The sequence below is a fragment of the Altererythrobacter sp. CAU 1778 genome (assembly GCF_054482795.1).
In genome coordinates, this window is record NZ_JBTLRP010000001.1 from 1285755 (window position 1) to 1302723 (window position 16969).

The following is a 16969-nucleotide window of genomic DNA, read 5'->3' on the forward strand; positions in this document are numbered from 1 at the left end:
GGACAATGGTTCGGATGTTGCGCCCGCTTCGTTCTCCAGCGAGCCGCAGGGGAACGGTGCTGGCAGTTGCCATATCGCTCTCCGCCTGTGCCGCCTCGGCCAGCCCCCCGCCCGCCGCGCTGGGAGCTGCGCCGTTCTACACGCAGTATCGCGACGCTGCGGGTGTCCCGATCCTCTCCTCGGACAAAGTTGACCCGGCTACGCTTGAGATCGCCGAAGACATCGTAGAAGGCCTGCTCGCCCATCGCCCGGACCTTCGAGCCTATTTGGTGCAAAAGGACTACCGCGTCGCCATCATGGCGCAGGAAGAGGCGATCACCGACCTTCCGGAAATGGCGCACTGGAAAAAGCCGACCACTACAGATCCGCGTCTGACCCGGTGCGAGCGCAAGCACTACGACGCCCGCATCGGCGCGCTGAGCGATCGGCAATACTGGAACGCGCGCGTGCGGGGCATTGGCGGGGATCGCACCGTCGGGGCGCAGGAAGACCTGCTCGGCCTCAAGGCCTCGCGCTATTACGGGCAGACCATCTTCCTGCACGAATTCTCGCACAACGTCCTGCAGGCGATCGAGAAGGTCGATCCCGCGCTCTACGGGGAGGTCCAGCGCGCCTACGATGCGGCGAAGGCTGCGGGTCGCTGGCGCGACGAATATGCCATGACCACGATTGACGAATACTGGGCGGTCGGTAGCCAGTTCTGGTTCAATTCCGCGGCCTTGGTGGTGGTCGACGGGCGCCAGATCCTGAACCATGTGGACCTGATCGACTACGATCCTGCGTTGGCCGAAGTCCTCATGGCGGCATACGGCCAACGCCACCGGATCGAATCCGACCCCTTCTACATGAGCGAAGCGCGCGTCCCCCCAGGTCCGATTCCGCAGAACACCGCGGAAGTGTGCTGAGGATGCGACGAACGGCGTGATCTGGCCGCCGCAAAGTCCGTCTTAACCATATTTGGAAACCCCAGATTAGCCTTTTGGGTCAAGATTCAGCTTCGACAGGGGGGCACTCAAAGGAGCCCTGGTGATGAGCGAAGTGAAGACACATAACAGCGGAATCGACACGCGGCGTGGCCGCCTGCCTGAATCCTACGACGTCCACTGGTCGGATGCGCGCAAGGCGGATGTGGTCCGCGCGGTGCGTGACCGGCTGATCAGTTTCGACGAGGCGCGCTGGCGCTATCTGCTGAGCCGGCAGGAGTTCAAGGGCTGGCAGAAGGAACTGACGCAGAAGGGTCAGAAGGATCTGACCTTCGATCTCGCGGAAGTGGAATAAGTTTCTGCGGCTGTCCCGGCTGCAAGAATTCGATACCCCCGGCAGGCGGGCGCATGGGCACCTCTCCAGCCCGGCGCCCGCCTCGCATTTCTAGCGGCAGCGCAGGTTCTCGCGCGTCAGATCGCCAACCGACTTTGCGCCCATCAGCCGCATACCGCGTGCGATTTCGTCGCGCAGGATGGTGACCGCACGCTCGACGCCTTCTTCTCCGGCAGCAGCCAGCGCGTAGAGATAGAGCCGCCCGCCCGACGCAGCCGTCGCGCCCATGCCCAGCGCCTTCAGGACATGAGTGCCGCGCCGCACGCCGCCATCGCAGATCACCTCTATCCGGTGGCCCACCGCGTCCACGATTTCGCGCAACTGGTCGAAGGGTGCGCGGCTGCCGTCGAGCTGCCGTCCGCCGTGGTTCGACACCATGATCGCGTCGCAGCCGATGTCTGCTGCATGGCGCGCGTCCTCGACCGACATTATGCCCTTAAGGCAGAATTTGCCGCCCCAGTCGTTGCGAAGCTTCTCGACCGCAGCCCAATCCATGTCCGGATCGAGCATTTTGTCGAAATAGTCCTGGATCGAGATCGACTCGTTGGTGCCTTCGCCGACATGGGTTTCGAGATTGGGAAGCGAGAACCGCTCGCGGAACAGGAAGTTGAGTGCCCATGAAGGCCGGCTTGCGTAGGACAGGAAGCTGCGCGGCGTGATCCTGGGCGGAGTGGTGAAGCCGGTGCGCTTGCAGCGCTCGCGGTTGCCGGAAACGATGGTATCCACGGTCAGCGTGACTGCATCGAACTTCGCAGCGCGCGCCCTGTCCAGCAGCGCGGCATTCAACCCCTTGTCGCGGTGGTAATAGTACTGGAGCATCTTCGGCCCGGAATAGTTCGCGCCGATCTCTTCTATGCTGACGCTCGACAGGCTGGAGATGCCGAACCACAGATTGTGTCGTTCCGCCACCCGGGCCACCGCGCGTTCTCCCTGCCAATGGAACAGGCGCTGCAGCGCAGTAGGGCTTAGCAACAGTGGCAGCGAGGTCTTGCGGCCCATGATCGTGGCCGACGTGTCGATCTGTTCGACGCCCCGCAACACGTTGGGCACGAGATCGCAATCGTCGAAAGCGGCGGTGTTGCGCGCACGCGTGATCTCGTCATCGCCAGCGCCATCGATATAGTGAAACACCGGATAAGGCAGACGTCGATGGGCGAGGGCGCGGAAATCCGAGATATTGTGGCAGTCCGCGAGCGAGCGGACGCAGTGCGGTACGGTGAACTGGGACATAGCAGTCAGTTCTAAGCAATCGCGAAGCGGCTGAACAGGTGTTCACTAGCAATTCAGTTCGTCGCTTCCAAACAACGCTTCATCGCAATCCACAGAGGGAGATTTCGCGATGAATAGAGAACGAAGTCCTGGCGTGAAACTGCTCTTCGCGGGTCTTGTCGCCGCAGTGCTGATCGTGCCGTTGATGATGGTTTACGCGCTGGTGTGGGACCGACAGAACCAGGCGCAGACCGCGCAAACCTCGATCGTGGAGGGGTGGGGCGGTCCACAGGTCATTGCCGGTCCGGTCATCTCCGTCCCCTACACCGACACAGAGCAGCAGACTGTGCAGGAAAACGGCGGCACATCGACGCGCACCGTGGCGGTCGAAAAGACGCTCTACCTCTCACCGGAAAGCAACCAAGTTGTCACCACCATGACGCCTGAAGAGAAGCAGAAGTCGATCTACAAATCGGTGCTCTACGACGCCAATGTGACGGGAAAGGCCCGGTTCGCCCTGCCAGAGGATCTGGAACGCTTCGGCGTTACGCCCGAGCAGCTTCAGTGGGACAAGGCCCAGCTGCGCTTCGGCATCTCCGACGCTCGCGGTTTGACCGATGGCGGCAGGATTTCCGCTGGTGACGAACCGCTCGAACTGCGGCCCGGTCGTGGTCCCGGCGCGACCGGTGGACAGGGCTTTTTCGCCTTCCTGCCGTGGACGGGCGAGGGCGATCTCGACATCTCCTACAGCTACGGCCTGCGCGGCAGCCGCTCGCTCAGCCTCGTACCGCGTGGCGGTGTGACGGACTGGAAGGTCAGCTCTCCCTGGCAGAAACCGAGCTTCCACGGTTTCCTGCCCGCCGGCCCGACCATCGGCCCCGACGGGTTCGAGGCAAACTACCGGATCGACAAGATCGCACTCGGCCAGCCGCCGGTATCGACCGTTGATTACGGGCCGCCAGCCTTCGATTATAGCCGGGACAACTTCGCCACCGCGCCGTTGATCGAAGTGGCCGCTCCCGACGGCACCACCAAGGTCAGTGGCAACAGTCGAGCGATCAGCGTCGATCTGGTCGAGCCGGTGAACCTCTATTCGAAGGTCGACCGTGCGGTGAAGTACGGTTTCCTGTTCATCGGTTTCACCTTCCTCGCCTACCTGCTGTTCGACATCGTCGGCGGGGCGCGGGTTGCGGCGGCGGAATATCTGCTGACCGGCGCGGCGCTGGTCCTGTTCTTCGTGCTGCTGCTGGCTTTCGCCGAAGTGGTCGGGTTCACGCTCGCCTACGTCATCGCTGCGGCGGGGATCATCGGACTGCTGACAGCTTACAGCGCCGCCGTGCTGAAAAGCTGGAAGCGCGCAAAGTTCATGGGCGCCATGCTGGTCGGCCTTTACGCGCTGCTGTTCGTGCTGCTGAACCTCGAAGGGCTGTCGCTCCTGATCGGTTCGGTGATGCTGTTCCTGGCGCTGGCCGGTGTGATGTACGCCACGCGCGGCATCGACTGGTCGGCAGTCGGACGCCGCAGGGACGAGGAGGACGCTACGCTGACTGCGTAGGCCTCCCGACAAAGAGGAAGGGCGGGCCGCAGCGATGCGAGCCCGCCTTTTCTATGCGGGAAGCAGATGCTTGATGCCGTAAACCTTGGCGGCCGTCCCTGCGTAGAGCGCGCGCTTCTCGTCCGGCGAGGCATTGACCGTCACGCGCTTGAAGGCGTTCCACAGGGTCGGATAGTCGCAGCCCCATCTGTCGACGGGGAAGTTGCTTTCGAACATCGCGCGTTCCGGCCCGAAGGCCTCGATGCAGGTTTCGAGATAAGGCTTCCACAGCGTTGCCAATGCCTCCGACGTTTCGCCGGATAGCGGGCCTTCCTCCGGCATCCCGCAGAACGCCATCGCCAGCCCGCCGAGCTTGACCGAGACATTCTCGCACTTCGCCATTTCGCCGATACTTTCGCGCCAGATGTCGAAGCGTTCGGGCAGCTTGCCGCGATAGGACGCAATGTTCAGCGGAGTGCCGCAGTGGTCGAGCACGATGGGCTGGTCGGGAAAGGCGCGGGCAAGGTCGATCACGTCGCCCAGTTGCGGCTCGAGCAGCCAGGCATCGAATGTCAGGCCCAGTTCGCCCAGCCTCGCGAAGCCTGCGCGGAAGGTCGCATCGCGATAGAGCCCCTCCGGCGCGTGGAAGGGCGCGCCGAGGACGGTAGGGTCGGCATCCCACGCCGCCGTATGGCGGATGCCCTTGAAGCGGCCGTTTCCTGCGGCGACCAGCGCCTCCAGCACACGGGTTGCGCCGTCGCCGAGCGTCAGATCGGCATGGCCGATGATTGCGGCACAGGCGCGCAAGTCGCCGTAAATGCCGCTAGCGCTCTGCGCTGCAACGCCGTTGACGAATTCAACCTCGCCCACCGGCTTCAGCGCCTCGTCTGCGCCAGAGCGGTAAAAGGCGCCGCATTCCATGAAGACGGTGCCGATTACATTATGCCCGGTCTGGCAGTCGGCGCGCAGTTCCGGGAAGGTGTAGTAGGGGCTCAGCGCGACCGCAGCGATGAAGTCGTGCGGTTCCTCATCCCCGCCGCCTGCCGCCGCCAGCAGCGGGGTCAGATCCCACAGATGGTGATGCGGATCGATGATCGGCAGGTCCGGTTCGAGAATGCCCTCCGCCATACGCCCCGCCTCCCTACCGGATCTGCGTGATCGCGTCGCACTGGCGGTCGTCGCCGCGCATGCCGAGTTCAAGCGCCTGCATCCGCTGCTGGCTGGTGCCGTGGGTGAAGTTCTCCGCCGAAACGCGGCCCTGCGTCAGCGTGTCGTCCCCGATGGCGCTGGCGGCGCGCATCCCCTCTTCGACGTCGCCCGGATCGATCCGGTTGCGATTGCGGCCCGCCCAAACGCCGGCGTAGCAATCGGCCTGCAGCTCCATGCGGACCTGAAGCTGGTTGGCGGCACGCGGGTTCTGCTGCTGCGCGCTGCGGATGGCGTCCGCGATGCCCGTGATCTTCTGGATGTGGTGGCCGTATTCGTGCGCGATGACGTAGAGTCGGGCGAAATCGCCGCGATCGCCGCTCATCTGCGCGAGCTGATCGTAGAAGCGCGTATCGATGTAGATACCTTCGTCAGCCGGGCAATAGAACGGCCCCATCGCGCTCGATGCCGCGCCGCAGGCGGTGCGGACGCCGCCGCCCTGGATGAAGGTCAGCGAGGGCGTGTTGAAACCCTGCACGTTCTGTTCCTGGAAGACGCCTGCCCATGTCTCGTTGAGCGAGCCCAGGACGCTGCACGTTTCGCTCGCATACTGGTTCTGCGAACACAGTTGCTGCTCGGTCATGTCGGACGATTCCTGCGTCGCCTGTCCGCCCTGCATCCCTTCGACAGTGGACAGCGTGTCCATCGGATCGATGCCGAACACCAGCGCCCCGATCAGCGCGATCACGATGGCGCCGCAGCCGACGCCGCCCGCGCGCATTCCGCCGCCGCCGCCTCCGCCACGCACGTCGATCTTGCTGGTATCGAAGGGATTGAGACGCATCGAACTCTCCTGTTACGCATCTGCGGCAATTGTCGCTGGACAAATGCGTCCTGCCCCGCGCAGACCCTCATGAGCCCATCATTCAGCGGAGTTTGCAATGTTCCTCAAGGGAAAACGCGCGCTAGTCACCGGTTCGACCTCAGGCATCGGCCTTGCCGTAGCCCGCGCCCTGCATGGCGAAGGAGCCGAAGTTGTCCTCAACGGCTTTGGTGACGAAACGGAAATCGCGCAATTGTGCGAGGAACTGGGCGCGACCCACAGCGGCGCCAACCTGCTCGACGTCTCCGAGATCGAGGCGATGATGGCGGACGCGGGCGACATCGACATTCTCGTCAACAACGCCGGGATGCAGCACGTCAGCCCGGTGGACGAGTTTCCCGTCGACAAGTGGAACATGATCATCGGCCTCAACCTGACCGCAGCCTTCCACACCACGCGGCTTGCCGTGCCGGGCATGAAGGCGCGCGGGTGGGGCCGGATCATCAACACCGCCAGCGCGCATTCCAAAACCGCCTCGCCGTTCAAGAGCGCCTATGTCGCCAGCAAGCACGGCATCGAAGGGTTCACCAAGACCATCGCGCTCGAACTGGCGCCGGCCGGGGTAACGGCGAATTGCATCAGCCCAGGCTATGTCTGGACGCCATTGGTCGAGGGCCAGATCCCCGACACGATGAAGGCGCGTGGCCTCAACCGGGAGGACGTGATCAACGATGTGTTGCTCGCAAAGCAGCCGACCAAGAAATTCGTGCAACCCGAAGAGGTTGGCGCACTTGCCGCCTTCCTCTGTCGTGAGGAAGCGGGTAATGTCACCGGCGCGAACTGGAGCATCGATGGCGGCTGGACCGCCGGATAGGAATTGAAGCGGGCGTGCAGGGAATGACAGTCAGGGGGAAGGTCCGGCAAATCGGTCGGTTTGCCACGTTGTGCGGCGTTGCAGCCGCGCTCGCCGCGTGCGCGACGACCGCAGGCGTTGGCAGCGCCACGGTGGAGCGCAATCTTCGCAGCCACGTCGAAACTCTCGCCAGCGACGAATTCGGCGGGCGCCTGCCCGGCACGAAGGGAGAGGATCTGTCCGTCGCCTACCAGGTCGACGCGCTGAAGGCCTACGGCTTCGAACCGGGCTACATCGGCGAATGGACGCAGCCTGTCGCGCTCGACAAGACCGTCGTGTCTGCACCGCGACTGACCTTCGCTGGCGATGGCGGCACCGTCGTCTCCGCCGATGATCTCTATGTCCTGTCCGCTTCCGCAGACGGGGAGGGCAAGCGGCTCGAACTGATTGCCTTCGCTTCGGACTTCGATGGAAAGTTTGGCGATCTGTCTGGCAAGGCCGTGGTTTTTGAAGATCTGCAACCCGGCGCCGCGCTGTTCGGCCCGCTGATGGAAGCCAACCCGGCCGCAGTCCTGATCCCGGTGCGCGACGAAGCGCGGCTTGGCCGGGTTGCAGGCAGCGTCGGTTCGGGACGCTGGCGGCTCGCAAGTGAAGTCGACACCGGTCCCTCGCTGTTCTACCTCGGTCCCGATGCGCTGGCTCAGCTCGAAACGGGCATGGGCACGACCTTCGCAAAGCTTGCGCCGCGCCTTCGCAAGAACGGCGGGCGGCTCGATACCGCCACCGCGATCAGCTATGGCGTGGCACGCGATGTGAAGCAGATTACCTCGGCCAATGTGCTGGGCCGGCTCGCGGGAACCAGGCCGGGAAGCGGCGCGGTGATCCTGCTCGCGCACTGGGACCATCTGGGTGACCAGTGCGGTTCGGAAGACGACGCAGACCGCATCTGCAACGGCGCGGTCGACAACGCCAGCGGGGTTGCGGCGATGCTCGAAGTCGCGCGGATCATGGCCGCGGGCAAGCGGACGGAGCGTGATCTCTACATCATGGGCAACACGGCGGAAGAAATGGGGCTGCTCGGCGCGCAGGCGTTCGTCAACAATCCGCCCGTGCCGCTCGATTATTTCGTCGCGGGCTTCAGCCTCGATACGCTGGCAATCGGATCGCGCGATGCGCCGGTCACGATCATCGGTTACGGCCTGACCCCGCTAGATGCCGGGATCGAGGAAGTCGCCGCGAAGCTGGGCCGCAAGGTCGACGTGCGCGAGGAAGACCAGCAGTTCGCGCGCCGCCACGATGGTTGGGCGCTTACCGCGGCGGGCATTCCGGCACCACTCGTCAGCAGTTCCTTCGGTGACCGGGGTGCGCTGGAGTCGTTTTTGTCAGAGCGTTATCACAGCGCCAGCGACGAGTATGACGACACCGTCGATTTCGGCGGCGTGACGCGCGACGTGGCGCTTTATGTCGAGCTGGTGCGCCACTTTGGCGACACGGCGAAATACGCGCCGCCGGTGGAACCGCAGACCGAAGGCGCGCCCGCCGAATAGCTCTGAGTGAGAATGTGCCGGATTAGTCCGGCCACTGGCCTTCCCACTGTCACCAAGTGCGGTTACATGGGCCGCCACGATTCTTCCAAGCGCTCGAGGCAGCAGTGGCAACCGACGACATTCCTTTCGGCCTGACTTTTGACGATGTGCTGTTGCGCCCTGCGCGCAGCGACATCCTGCCATCGCAGACCGATACCAGCGCGATGCTGACGCGCGACATCCGCCTGAACATTCCGCTGCTTTCGGCGGCCATGGACACCGTGACGGAAGCCGAAATGGCGATCGTCATGGCGCAGATGGGCGGCATTGGCGTTCTCCATCGCAATCTGTCGGTGAAGCAGCAGTGCACCGCCGTGCGACGGGTCAAGCGGTTCGAAAGCGGCATGGTCGTCAATCCGATCACCATCGCGCCCGACGCGACGCTGGGCGAAGCGCAGGCGATCATGCAGGAAAACCGCATCAGCGGCATTCCCGTGACCGACCGCGACGGCAAGCTCGCGGGTATACTCACCAATCGCGACGTGCGCTTTGCGGCGAACCCGGACCAGCCGGTGCGCGAACTGATGACGAGCGAGAACCTCGCCACCGTCGGCGTCGGCGTATCGCAGGAAGAAGCGCGCCGCCTGCTGCACCAGCGCCGGATTGAGAAGCTGCTGGTGGTCGACGACCAAGGGCGCTGCGTTGGCCTGATCACGGTCAAGGACATCGAAAAGGCGGTGCTCAACCCCAACGCCACCAAGGATGCGGGCGGCCGTCTGCGTGTCGCTGCGGCGACCACGGTGGGCGACAAGGGCTTCGAGCGCAGCGAGGCGCTGGTGGATGCAGAGGTCGACGTCATCATCATCGATACCGCCCACGGCCACAACGCCGAAGTCAGCAGGGCGGTGGAGCGAGCCAAGAGGCTCTCCAACTCCGTGCAGGTCATCGCTGGCAACGTCGCCACGGCGGAAGCGACGCGTGCGTTGATCGACGCCGGCGCGGACGCCGTGAAGGTCGGCATCGGTCCGGGCAGCATCTGCACCACGCGCATCGTCGCAGGCGTCGGCGTGCCGCAGCTTTCCGCGATCATGGAAAGCGCGGAAGAGGCGGACAAGTCGGGCGTTCCGGTGATCGGCGACGGCGGTCTTCGCACCAGCGGCGATGCGGCCAAGGCACTTGCCGCCGGGGCATCCACGCTTATGGTCGGGTCGCTTTTGGCGGGCACGGAAGAGGCACCGGGCGAAACTTTCCTCTACCAGGGCCGCGCTTACAAGAGCTACCGCGGCATGGGCAGCGTCGGCGCGATGGCGCGCGGCAGCGCCGACCGGTACTTCCAGCAGGACATCAAGGACCAGATGAAGCTGGTTCCTGAGGGCATCGAAGGGCAGGTCCCTTACAAGGGCCCGGCGCGCGACGTCATTCACCAGCTTGTCGGCGGCGTTAAGGCGGCGATGGGCTACACCGGCTCGGCCACGATGGAGGAACTGCGCAAGAATGCGAAATTCGTGCGGATCACCAATGCGGGCCTGTCGGAAAGCCATGTCCACGACGTCAGCATCACTCGCGAAGCGCCGAATTATCCGACGCGCTAGACCATGACACCTGCGGCACGCGTCCAGACGGCCATCGAAATCCTCGATCAGGTCATTGCCGCCGCGCGCGCCAACGCCGCGCCCGCGGACCGCGTCTTCGCCAACGCCATGCGCGAGCGTCGCTATGCCGGGTCGAAGGACCGGCGAGCGGTGCGTGAACTCGTGTTTTCTGCCATTCGCGCTTGCGGTCCGACGCCTGAGACAGGGCGCGCAGCCATGCTGAGGCTTGCCGAGGTGCAGCCGGAAGTGCGCGAGGCGTTCGATGGCTCGCAATACGGCCCGCCCGCGATTGGCGAACGGGAAATCCCGGCCAAGGGCGGCATCGCGCGCAAATGGGTGTTTGAGAAGCTCAAGGCGGGCGGGATCGAAGGCGCCGAAGCAGAGGCCTTGCTTGATCGGGCGCCGCTCGACGTGCGCGTCAACACGCTGAAAGTCGATCGCACCACGGTCGAGCTCCCTGAGCAGGGCGAGCCGCTCGTGGCGCCGCAAGGCCTGCGCTTCGCATCCGGTACGAATGTCGAGCAATGGACCGCCTATCGCGACGGAGCGATTGAGGTGCAGGACTGCGGCAGTCAGCTGACCTGTCTCGCAGCGCAGGTCGCGCCGGGTCAGACCGTTATCGATCTGTGCGCAGGCGCGGGCGGCAAGACGCTCGCACTGGCGGCGGCGATGGGGAATTCCGGCAAGCTTGTCGCCTGCGACACCGACCGCACCCGCCTTTCCAACCTCGCCCCCCGCGCCGAGCGTGCCGGGGCGCAGATCAACGAGACGATCCTGCTCGATCCGGGCCGCGAGCTGGATTCGCTCGAAGACCTGAGGGGGCAGGCCGATTGCGTTTTCGTCGATGCGCCATGTTCGGGTAGCGGAACGTGGCGGCGCAAACCCGACGCGCGTTGGCGACTGACCGACAAGGTGTTGGAACGGCTTCTCGAAACGCAGCGGCATATCCTTGATTATGCGGCGAAACTGGTGAAGCCGGGTGGAGCGCTGGTCTACGTCACCTGCTCGGTTTTCGATGAGGAGGGAAGCGAGCAGGTCACGCGCTTCTTGGCCGGGCACAAGGACTTCGTTGCCGACCCGCTCGATCTGCCTGCCGGTCGCCCGCGCGGAGACGGTATCCGACTTACCCCGCACCATGATGGAACGGACGGATTTTTCATCGCGCGTTTAAGGAAGCTCTGATAGCGTCGCCGGCACGATGGGACATTCCGGACCAGACAAGCCTCCCGCGATCAAGGACTTCATCATGCGCTTTTTCCCCGCTGCAGCTGCCCTCTCGCTCGCCGTCGCGGTGACGGCCAGCGTTGGATATGCGGAACAGCAGCGCGTCGATCCGCGTGCCGCGGCTTTGATCGCGCAGGGCGAGGCGCAACTGGCCGCGGGACAGGCCGATGCCGCGATCGACGCTTTCGAGACCGCGCTTGCCTTCGATCCCGGACAGCCGCGCGTCTACGTCGCGCTGGCCGATGCGGCGCGCGCGCAGAAGCTGCAGGGCAAGGCGATCCGCTATTATCGCGCCGCGCTGGCGAAGGATCCGCGCAACCTGCCTGCCATCGCGGGCGAAGGTGCCGCGCTTGCGGAAAAGGGCGCGGTCGATCGTGCGCGGCAGAGCCTGACACGGCTTGAATCCCTGTGCGGTTCGAATTGCGCCGAGACGCAGCAGCTCGCGCAGGTCATCGCGCGTGGCCCGCAGGCGAAAACGCTGACCGCCGAGGCCGTTCTGCCCGAACCGGTGGTGACGCAGAATTAAACTTCGCCCGCTAAGCTCCTGATCCGCAAAGGGGAGAGGGGCGTGGCGGCAATCCAGCATGACAAGCAGCCGAAACCGGTCAGCGCCTTCGCGGCGTTCTGGAAAGGGCTGCTGGCGCTAGAGCTGTTTTTCCTCAGCATCATCGTCATCCTGCTAACCCTGAGTGCGGTTATCGGGCTGGCCTATCTCGGCTTGAATCTGGAAGACTGGCAATACGGGCCGGAAGATTTCCGGCCTTCTCAACTCGAGACGAGTTTCGCCGGGGTCTGGATCGCCCTGCTGCTCGCGTCGGGCTACGCGGTGATCGTGACGCCTTTCGTCTATCCGCTGGTCGCCGTGCCGATCGGCTTCCTGATCGACCGCCACGTGCCGCCGGACAGTTGGCGCGCCTCGCCCCTGTTATGGGCGGGTGTGGGTGCAATCATCATGCTGCTGCCGCCAATCGCCACGCTGGAACTCGACCCGCGCACGTGGAACGTGTTCGGCATTTCCAGCACCTTCGTCGCGATGCTGGGCGGCGGGCTTGGCGGCTTCGCGATCTCCCGACAGTATTTCGGAATGAGCGTCAGATCAGCGATGAAAATTCCGAGACAACAGCGCGATACACGCGCTGCTTGAAGGGAATTATGAGGCGGGGCAACTCCTCCGGCTCGACCCATTTCCAGTCGCAGAATTCCGCCGGATCGTGGGCGTCGAGATCGATGTGGCCATCTTCCCCGGTGAAGCGGGCGAGGTACCAATGCTGTTCCTGACCGCGGTATCTGCCGCCCCAAAGCTTGCCGATGAGATCGTCCGGCAGGTCGTAGCGCAGCGGCTCTTTCATCCGGCTGATGACATCGACATGGGCGTGAGTGACGCCGGTTTCCTCGTGCAATTCCCGCAGCAAAGCTGCGTCCAGATCTTCGCCCGGATCGACGCCGCCCTGCGGCATCTGCCACCAGTCGCCTTCCTTCGTGTCGATGCGCCGGCCAACGAAGGCCAGGCCTTCGCGGTTGACCAGCATCACGCCCACGCAGGGGCGGTAACCCAGCTCGCTCATGCCGCAATCCGCTCCAGCTTGACCTTGATGGCGCCCAGGAATGCCTCGACATCGGCCTGACCGCTGGGAATGGCTTTCCGTAGCGTGGTGAAGCCGTGGATTATCCCGGGAAATTCGAAATAGCTCACCTCAGTGCCCTGCTGGATCAGATGCGCAGCGTATTCGCGCCCTGAATCGCGCAGCGGGTCGAGACCAGCGGTGCAGATGACGGTCGGCGGCGTGTTCTCGCAGGGGCCGACCATCGGCGTGTGGCGCGGGTCGTTCGCATCGCCGCCATATTGCGCGGTGAACCACGCCATGGTGGAGGCGGTCAGCAGGTAGCCGTCGGAAAAGCTGCTGAAGCTCTGGTGCCGGGTGATATCGCTCGCCACCGGGTAAATCGGTGCCTGAACCAGCACCGGCACAGCGGCCGGATCGTTCATCATTGCGTTGGTGGTGACGATGGTCAGATTGCCGCCCGCACTGTCGCCCGAAATGACGAGGCCGGTGACTTCTCGGCCGAGTGCCTCTGGCGAACCAGCGACCCAGCGCGCCACGGCCTCGCAGTCGTCGGGCGCAGCAGGGAAGGGATGTTCCGGCGCGAGGCGATAGTCGACCGACACGACGGGCAGGTCGAGAATATGCGCGAATTCGGTGCACAAATTGTTGTAGACGTCGAGATCGCCGATCACGAAGCCGCCGCCGTGGATGAAGATGACGATCGGGGACGGGCCGCGTTCTTCGCGCGCGTCGTAGAACCGCAGCGGAATTTCCCCTGCCGGACCGGGGCAGGTCAGATCGCGCACGACCGCCATTTCGCGCGCCGGCGCTTCCGCCAGACCGCCCATCGCGCGCATCTGACTGCGCGCCTCGACCGCGCCGATGTCGCGCATTTCGGGGCCGCCCAGTTGTGCCAGCATATCGAGGAATGCCCGCACATCGTCGCGCACGTAGTGTTCTGTCTCGCTCATCGCTCTCGTGCTCTCCTTGCGGCCGAATTGATAAGGCGGCGGGTTTGGCCCTGTCCACAGCGCATTTTGTCGGTTAGCACAGAATTTCTTGATTGAAGCGACCATGGGGCAACCATAGGTGCGCCGGGATGAAATGCGGGGCCGACGTCTCCCGCGCTGACAGGATGTGATGAATGGCAAGCCTTGCCGAAACCCCGGCCACTGAGGCCTCCTCTCCCGATGCCGTGGTGGTGCGCTTCGCCGGCGATTCCGGCGATGGAATGCAGCTGACCGGCGGGCAGTTCACGCTGTCTACCGCGCTGGCAGGCAACGATCTTGCCACCTTCCCGGATTTCCCGGCCGAAATCCGTGCCCCGCAAGGCACGCTGTTCGGCGTCTCTGCGTTCCAGATCAACTTCGGCAGCCGCCAGATCAACACCGCGGGCGACGCGCCCGATGTGCTCGTGGCGATGAACCCGGCCGCGCTGAAGACGAATGTCGCGGCGCTCAAGCCCGGCGGACTGATCATCGCCGACAGCGGAGAGTTCGGTAAGCGCAATCTCGACAAGGCGAAGTACGACGCCAATCCGCTGGAAGACGGCAGCCTTGCCAAGTGGCAGTTGCTGGCGTTCGACATTTCCGCGCTGACGATCGAGGCGGTGAAGGACTTTGGCCTCGGCAACAAGGACGCGCTGCGCTGCAAGAACATGTGGACGCTCGGCCTCGCGCTGTGGATGTTCGATCGACCGCGCGATCCCATCCACGACTGGCTGAAGGCGAAGTTCAAGAACAAGCCTGACATCGCCGGTGCCAATATCGCTGCGCTCGATGCAGGACACGCCTATGGCGAGACGGCGGAGCTTTCCGGCCCGCTTCGCCAGGTCCATCTCGATGCCGTTCCCAGCGCGCCGGGTCTCTATCGTACGGTCACGGGCGCGGAGGCGGTGAGCCTCGGCCTCGTCGCGGGCGCGCAGCTTGCCGGATTGCCGATGTTCTTCGGCGGCTATCCGATCACGCCCGCCAGTGCGATCCTCCACCACCTTGCGCGGCTGAAGGAATACGGGGTCACTACCTTCCAGGCGGAAGACGAGATTGCCGCGATCTGCGCCGCCATCGGCGCGAGCTATGCCGGGCAGCTGGGCGTCACCAGTTCGAGCGGGCCGGGCATCGCACTCAAGACAGAGGCGATGGGCCTCGGCATCATGACCGAGCTGCCACTGGTGATCGTCAATTCGCAGCGCGGCGGCCCCTCCACCGGCCTGCCGACCAAGACCGAGCAGAGCGACCTGTATCAGGCGGTCTATGGCCGCAACGGCGACGCGCCGATGCCGGTCGTTGCCGCACGCAGCCCGTCCGACGTGTTCGAATGCGCGATCGAGGCTTGCCGCATCGCGGTTCAGTACATGACGCCGGTGATGCTGCTGACCGACGGGTACATCGCCAATGCGAGCGAGCCGTGGAAGGTGCCAGACCCGGCCAGCTTCACGCCGTTCCCGGTCAAGTTTCTCGAGAGCAAGAACGCAGGGGACGAACTGCTCCCCTACAAGCGCGACGCCAAGGGTGCGCGTCCGTGGATCAAGCCCGGTACGCCCGGCCTGATGCACCGCATCGGCGGGATCGAGAAGCACGAGCTGACTGGCAATATCGATTACTCGCCCGACAATCACCAGCGCATGACCGACGCGCGCAAGGCGAAGGTCGAAGGCATCGCCGTGCCGGATCAGGACATTGCCGCAGGCGCATCCTCCGGCAAGCTCGCCGTGGTGGGCTGGGGCAGCACCTTCGGCCCGATCCATCAGGCCGTGAACCGCTCCATCGCCAACGGCTGCGAGGTGAGCCACATCCACGTGCGCCACATCTGGCCGCTGCCGAAGAACCTCGGCGAGCTGCTGCGCGGGTTCGACAAGATCCTCGTGCCGGAAATGAACACCGGCCAGTTCAAGACCGTGTTGCGCGACCAGTTCCTCGTCGACGCCCAGCCGCTGACCAAGACCAGCGGCCAGCCCTTCCAGATCGCCGAACTGGAAGCCGAGATCGCCAAGTTCTTCGACGGGATCGAAGGCAATGAAGGCGGGCAGGTCCAAGTGAACGACGAACAGCTGCCCAATCCGGTAGGAGTAGAAGAATGAACGCGCCTGCCAAATTCGAAACCACGCTCAAGGACTGGGAAACCGACCAGGAGGTCCGCTGGTGCCCGGGTTGTGGTGACTACGCCATTCTCAAGGCCGTGCAGCGCACTCTGCCGCAGCTGGGCTGCGACCCGGCAAACACGGTGTTTATCAGCGGCATCGGCTGCTCCAGCCGCTTTCCTTATTATGTCGAGAGCTACGGCTTCCACACCATCCACGGTCGCGCGCCGGCTTTTGCGACAGGGGCGAAGCTCGCCAATCCCGATCTCGATATCTGGCTGGTGACGGGCGACGGAGACGGTCTGTCCATCGGCGGCAACCACCTGATGCATGTCCTGCGCCGCAACGTGAACATGCAGATCATGCTGTTCAACAACGAGATCTACGGCCTGACCAAGGGGCAGGCGAGCCCGACCAGTCGTGAGGGCACAAAATCGCCCTCCACCCCGATCGGCAGCTACGACCATCCGGCACGGCCCGCCGCCTTCGCGCTGGGCGCTGGTGCGCGCTTCGTCGGGCGCGGGTTCGACGTGTCGAAGCATCTGCCCGAAGTGCTCAAGGCCGCGCACGCGCACCAGGGCGCTGCCTTCATCGAGATCTTCCAGAACTGCATCGTCTACAACAAGGACGTGTTCGACGACTTCGCCGCTCCGAAAGGTGCGGAAGATCGCCAGCTCTGGCTCGAAGACGGGAAGCCGATGCTGTTCGCGAAGGACAGCAAGGGCCTGACGCTCAACCGCGACACGCTGAGGCTCGAAGTCGTCGACGTTGTCGATGGGGACTGGGAAGCGGCGGGCGTAATCGTCCACGACGTCACCAATCGCACCGTGGCGCATATGCTGGTCGAAATGCCGTTCGGTCCGTTCCCGATGGCGCTCGGCGTGCTCTACGACGATCCTCGCCCGACCTTCGAAGCGGCTGTCATTGCGGAGAAGGAAAAGGCAAGCGCTGGCAAGGAAGCCAACCTCGCCAAGCTGCTCGCGCAGGGACAGACCTGGACCGTCAGCGGTACCGCGCAGGACCCGATCTGACGCAGCTTGCGCGCTGACCGGCCAAGATTTCCTGTCACCCCTGCAATGCCGGTTGCAAATCGCAACGCAGGCGCCAGTTTGGCGGAGCATA

The 16969-nt window shown here is 64.3% G+C and carries 16 protein-coding genes; 11 read left to right on the top strand and 5 right to left on the bottom strand.

Going from position 1 to position 16969, the window contains the following annotated elements; all coding sequences use genetic code 11:
• Positions 1-56 precede the first annotated feature (56 nt).
• Entirely contained in the window at positions 57-905 is an 849-nt protein-coding gene (locus ACXYN8_RS06050; RefSeq protein WP_458888418.1) for a glycoside hydrolase, read from the top strand.
• Between the two features lie 124 nt (positions 906-1029).
• On the top strand, positions 1030-1278 hold the full coding sequence (locus tag ACXYN8_RS06055) for a DUF1153 domain-containing protein (protein WP_458888419.1): 249 nt from the start codon (positions 1030-1032) through the stop codon (positions 1276-1278).
• Positions 1279-1368: 90 nt separating this feature from the next.
• Here the strand turns inward: ACXYN8_RS06055 and ACXYN8_RS06060 are convergent, their stop codons facing one another.
• The gene (locus ACXYN8_RS06060) at positions 1369-2547 is read right to left on the bottom strand and encodes an alpha-hydroxy acid oxidase (protein WP_458888420.1); all 1179 of its coding nucleotides are present in this window, start codon (positions 2545-2547) and stop codon (positions 1369-1371) included.
• A 133-nt stretch (positions 2548-2680) separates the two neighbouring features.
• Between ACXYN8_RS06060 and creD the strand changes: the two genes are divergently transcribed.
• Positions 2681-4081: a cell envelope integrity protein CreD gene (creD, locus tag ACXYN8_RS06065; protein ID WP_458888421.1), complete on the top strand. Its 1401-nt coding sequence runs from the start codon at positions 2681-2683 to the stop codon at positions 4079-4081.
• A 51-nt stretch (positions 4082-4132) separates the two neighbouring features.
• Here the strand turns inward: creD and ACXYN8_RS06070 are convergent, their stop codons facing one another.
• Positions 4133-5188 carry an amidohydrolase family protein gene (locus ACXYN8_RS06070; RefSeq protein WP_458888422.1) on the bottom strand — a complete coding sequence of 352 codons (1056 nt, stop codon included), beginning with the start codon at positions 5186-5188 and terminating at the stop codon, positions 4133-4135.
• A 13-nt stretch (positions 5189-5201) separates the two neighbouring features.
• A complete protein-coding gene (gene ypfJ / locus ACXYN8_RS06075; protein ID WP_458888423.1) occupies positions 5202-6050 on the bottom strand; it encodes a KPN_02809 family neutral zinc metallopeptidase in 849 nt (282 codons plus the stop codon).
• Between the two features lie 97 nt (positions 6051-6147).
• On the opposite strand from ypfJ, the gene ACXYN8_RS06080 reads away from it, so the two are divergent.
• The 6 genes from ACXYN8_RS06080 to ACXYN8_RS06105 all read left to right on the top strand — a co-directional run bounded on the left by ACXYN8_RS06080 (position 6148) and on the right by ACXYN8_RS06105 (position 12368).
• Positions 6148-6903 carry a 3-hydroxybutyrate dehydrogenase gene (locus ACXYN8_RS06080; protein ID WP_458888424.1) on the top strand — a complete coding sequence of 252 codons (756 nt, stop codon included), beginning with the start codon at positions 6148-6150 and terminating at the stop codon, positions 6901-6903.
• Positions 6904-6926: 23 nt separating this feature from the next.
• Complete coding sequence (locus tag ACXYN8_RS06085) at positions 6927-8429, top strand: M28 family peptidase (protein ID WP_458888425.1); 1503 nt, start codon at positions 6927-6929, stop codon at positions 8427-8429.
• 104 nt (positions 8430-8533) lie between these two features.
• Positions 8534-10000 (top strand): IMP dehydrogenase, encoded by a 1467-nt coding sequence (gene guaB, locus ACXYN8_RS06090; protein ID WP_458888426.1) that lies wholly within the window; start codon positions 8534-8536, stop codon positions 9998-10000.
• A gap of 3 nt (positions 10001-10003) precedes the next feature.
• A complete protein-coding gene (locus tag ACXYN8_RS06095) occupies positions 10004-11182 on the top strand; it encodes an RsmB/NOP family class I SAM-dependent RNA methyltransferase (RefSeq protein WP_458888427.1) in 1179 nt (392 codons plus the stop codon).
• Between the two features lie 16 nt (positions 11183-11198).
• Complete coding sequence (locus ACXYN8_RS06100) at positions 11199-11750, top strand: tetratricopeptide repeat protein (protein ID WP_458888428.1); 552 nt, start codon at positions 11199-11201, stop codon at positions 11748-11750.
• A 42-nt stretch (positions 11751-11792) separates the two neighbouring features.
• Positions 11793-12368, top strand: a complete 576-nt coding sequence (locus tag ACXYN8_RS06105) for a hypothetical protein (protein WP_458888429.1) — start codon at positions 11793-11795, stop codon at positions 12366-12368.
• Here the strand turns inward: ACXYN8_RS06105 and ACXYN8_RS06110 are convergent.
• A complete protein-coding gene (locus ACXYN8_RS06110; protein WP_458888430.1) occupies positions 12316-12789 on the bottom strand; it encodes an RNA pyrophosphohydrolase in 474 nt (157 codons plus the stop codon). The two genes, ACXYN8_RS06105 and ACXYN8_RS06110, sit on opposite strands and share 53 nt — an antisense overlap.
• Positions 12786-13739 (bottom strand): alpha/beta hydrolase, encoded by a 954-nt coding sequence (locus tag ACXYN8_RS06115; RefSeq protein WP_458888431.1) that lies wholly within the window; start codon positions 13737-13739, stop codon positions 12786-12788. The genes ACXYN8_RS06110 and ACXYN8_RS06115 overlap by 4 nt, the downstream gene beginning before the upstream one ends.
• Before the next feature lie 173 nt (positions 13740-13912).
• Between ACXYN8_RS06115 and ACXYN8_RS06120 the strand changes: the two genes are divergently transcribed.
• Positions 13913-15847, top strand: coding sequence for a 2-oxoacid:acceptor oxidoreductase subunit alpha (locus ACXYN8_RS06120; RefSeq protein WP_458888432.1), 1935 nt, complete (start codon positions 13913-13915; stop codon positions 15845-15847).
• Entirely contained in the window at positions 15844-16878 is a 1035-nt protein-coding gene (locus tag ACXYN8_RS06125) for a 2-oxoacid:ferredoxin oxidoreductase subunit beta (protein WP_458888433.1), read from the top strand. The genes ACXYN8_RS06120 and ACXYN8_RS06125 overlap by 4 nt, the downstream gene beginning before the upstream one ends.
• The last annotated feature ends 91 nt before the right edge of the window (positions 16879-16969 follow it).

Coding starts and splice junctions, on each gene's coding strand:
- ypfJ (WP_458888423.1), bottom strand. CDS start 6,050: ATGCGTCTCAATCCCTTCGATACCAGCAAGATCGACGTGCGTGGCGGA.
- ACXYN8_RS06125 (WP_458888433.1), top strand. CDS start 15,844: ATGAACGCGCCTGCCAAATTCGAAACCACGCTCAAGGACTGGGAAACC.
- ACXYN8_RS06080 (WP_458888424.1), top strand. CDS start 6,148: ATGTTCCTCAAGGGAAAACGCGCGCTAGTCACCGGTTCGACCTCAGGC.
- ACXYN8_RS06110 (WP_458888430.1), bottom strand. CDS start 12,789: ATGAGCGAGCTGGGTTACCGCCCCTGCGTGGGCGTGATGCTGGTCAAC.
- ACXYN8_RS06115 (WP_458888431.1), bottom strand. CDS start 13,739: ATGAGCGAGACAGAACACTACGTGCGCGACGATGTGCGGGCATTCCTC.
- ACXYN8_RS06055 (WP_458888419.1), top strand. CDS start 1,030: ATGAGCGAAGTGAAGACACATAACAGCGGAATCGACACGCGGCGTGGC.
- ACXYN8_RS06120 (WP_458888432.1), top strand. CDS start 13,913: ATGGCAAGCCTTGCCGAAACCCCGGCCACTGAGGCCTCCTCTCCCGAT.
- ACXYN8_RS06100 (WP_458888428.1), top strand. CDS start 11,199: ATGGGACATTCCGGACCAGACAAGCCTCCCGCGATCAAGGACTTCATC.
- ACXYN8_RS06095 (WP_458888427.1), top strand. CDS start 10,004: ATGACACCTGCGGCACGCGTCCAGACGGCCATCGAAATCCTCGATCAG.
- ACXYN8_RS06085 (WP_458888425.1), top strand. CDS start 6,927: ATGACAGTCAGGGGGAAGGTCCGGCAAATCGGTCGGTTTGCCACGTTG.
- ACXYN8_RS06070 (WP_458888422.1), bottom strand. CDS start 5,188: ATGGCGGAGGGCATTCTCGAACCGGACCTGCCGATCATCGATCCGCAT.
- ACXYN8_RS06060 (WP_458888420.1), bottom strand. CDS start 2,547: ATGTCCCAGTTCACCGTACCGCACTGCGTCCGCTCGCTCGCGGACTGC.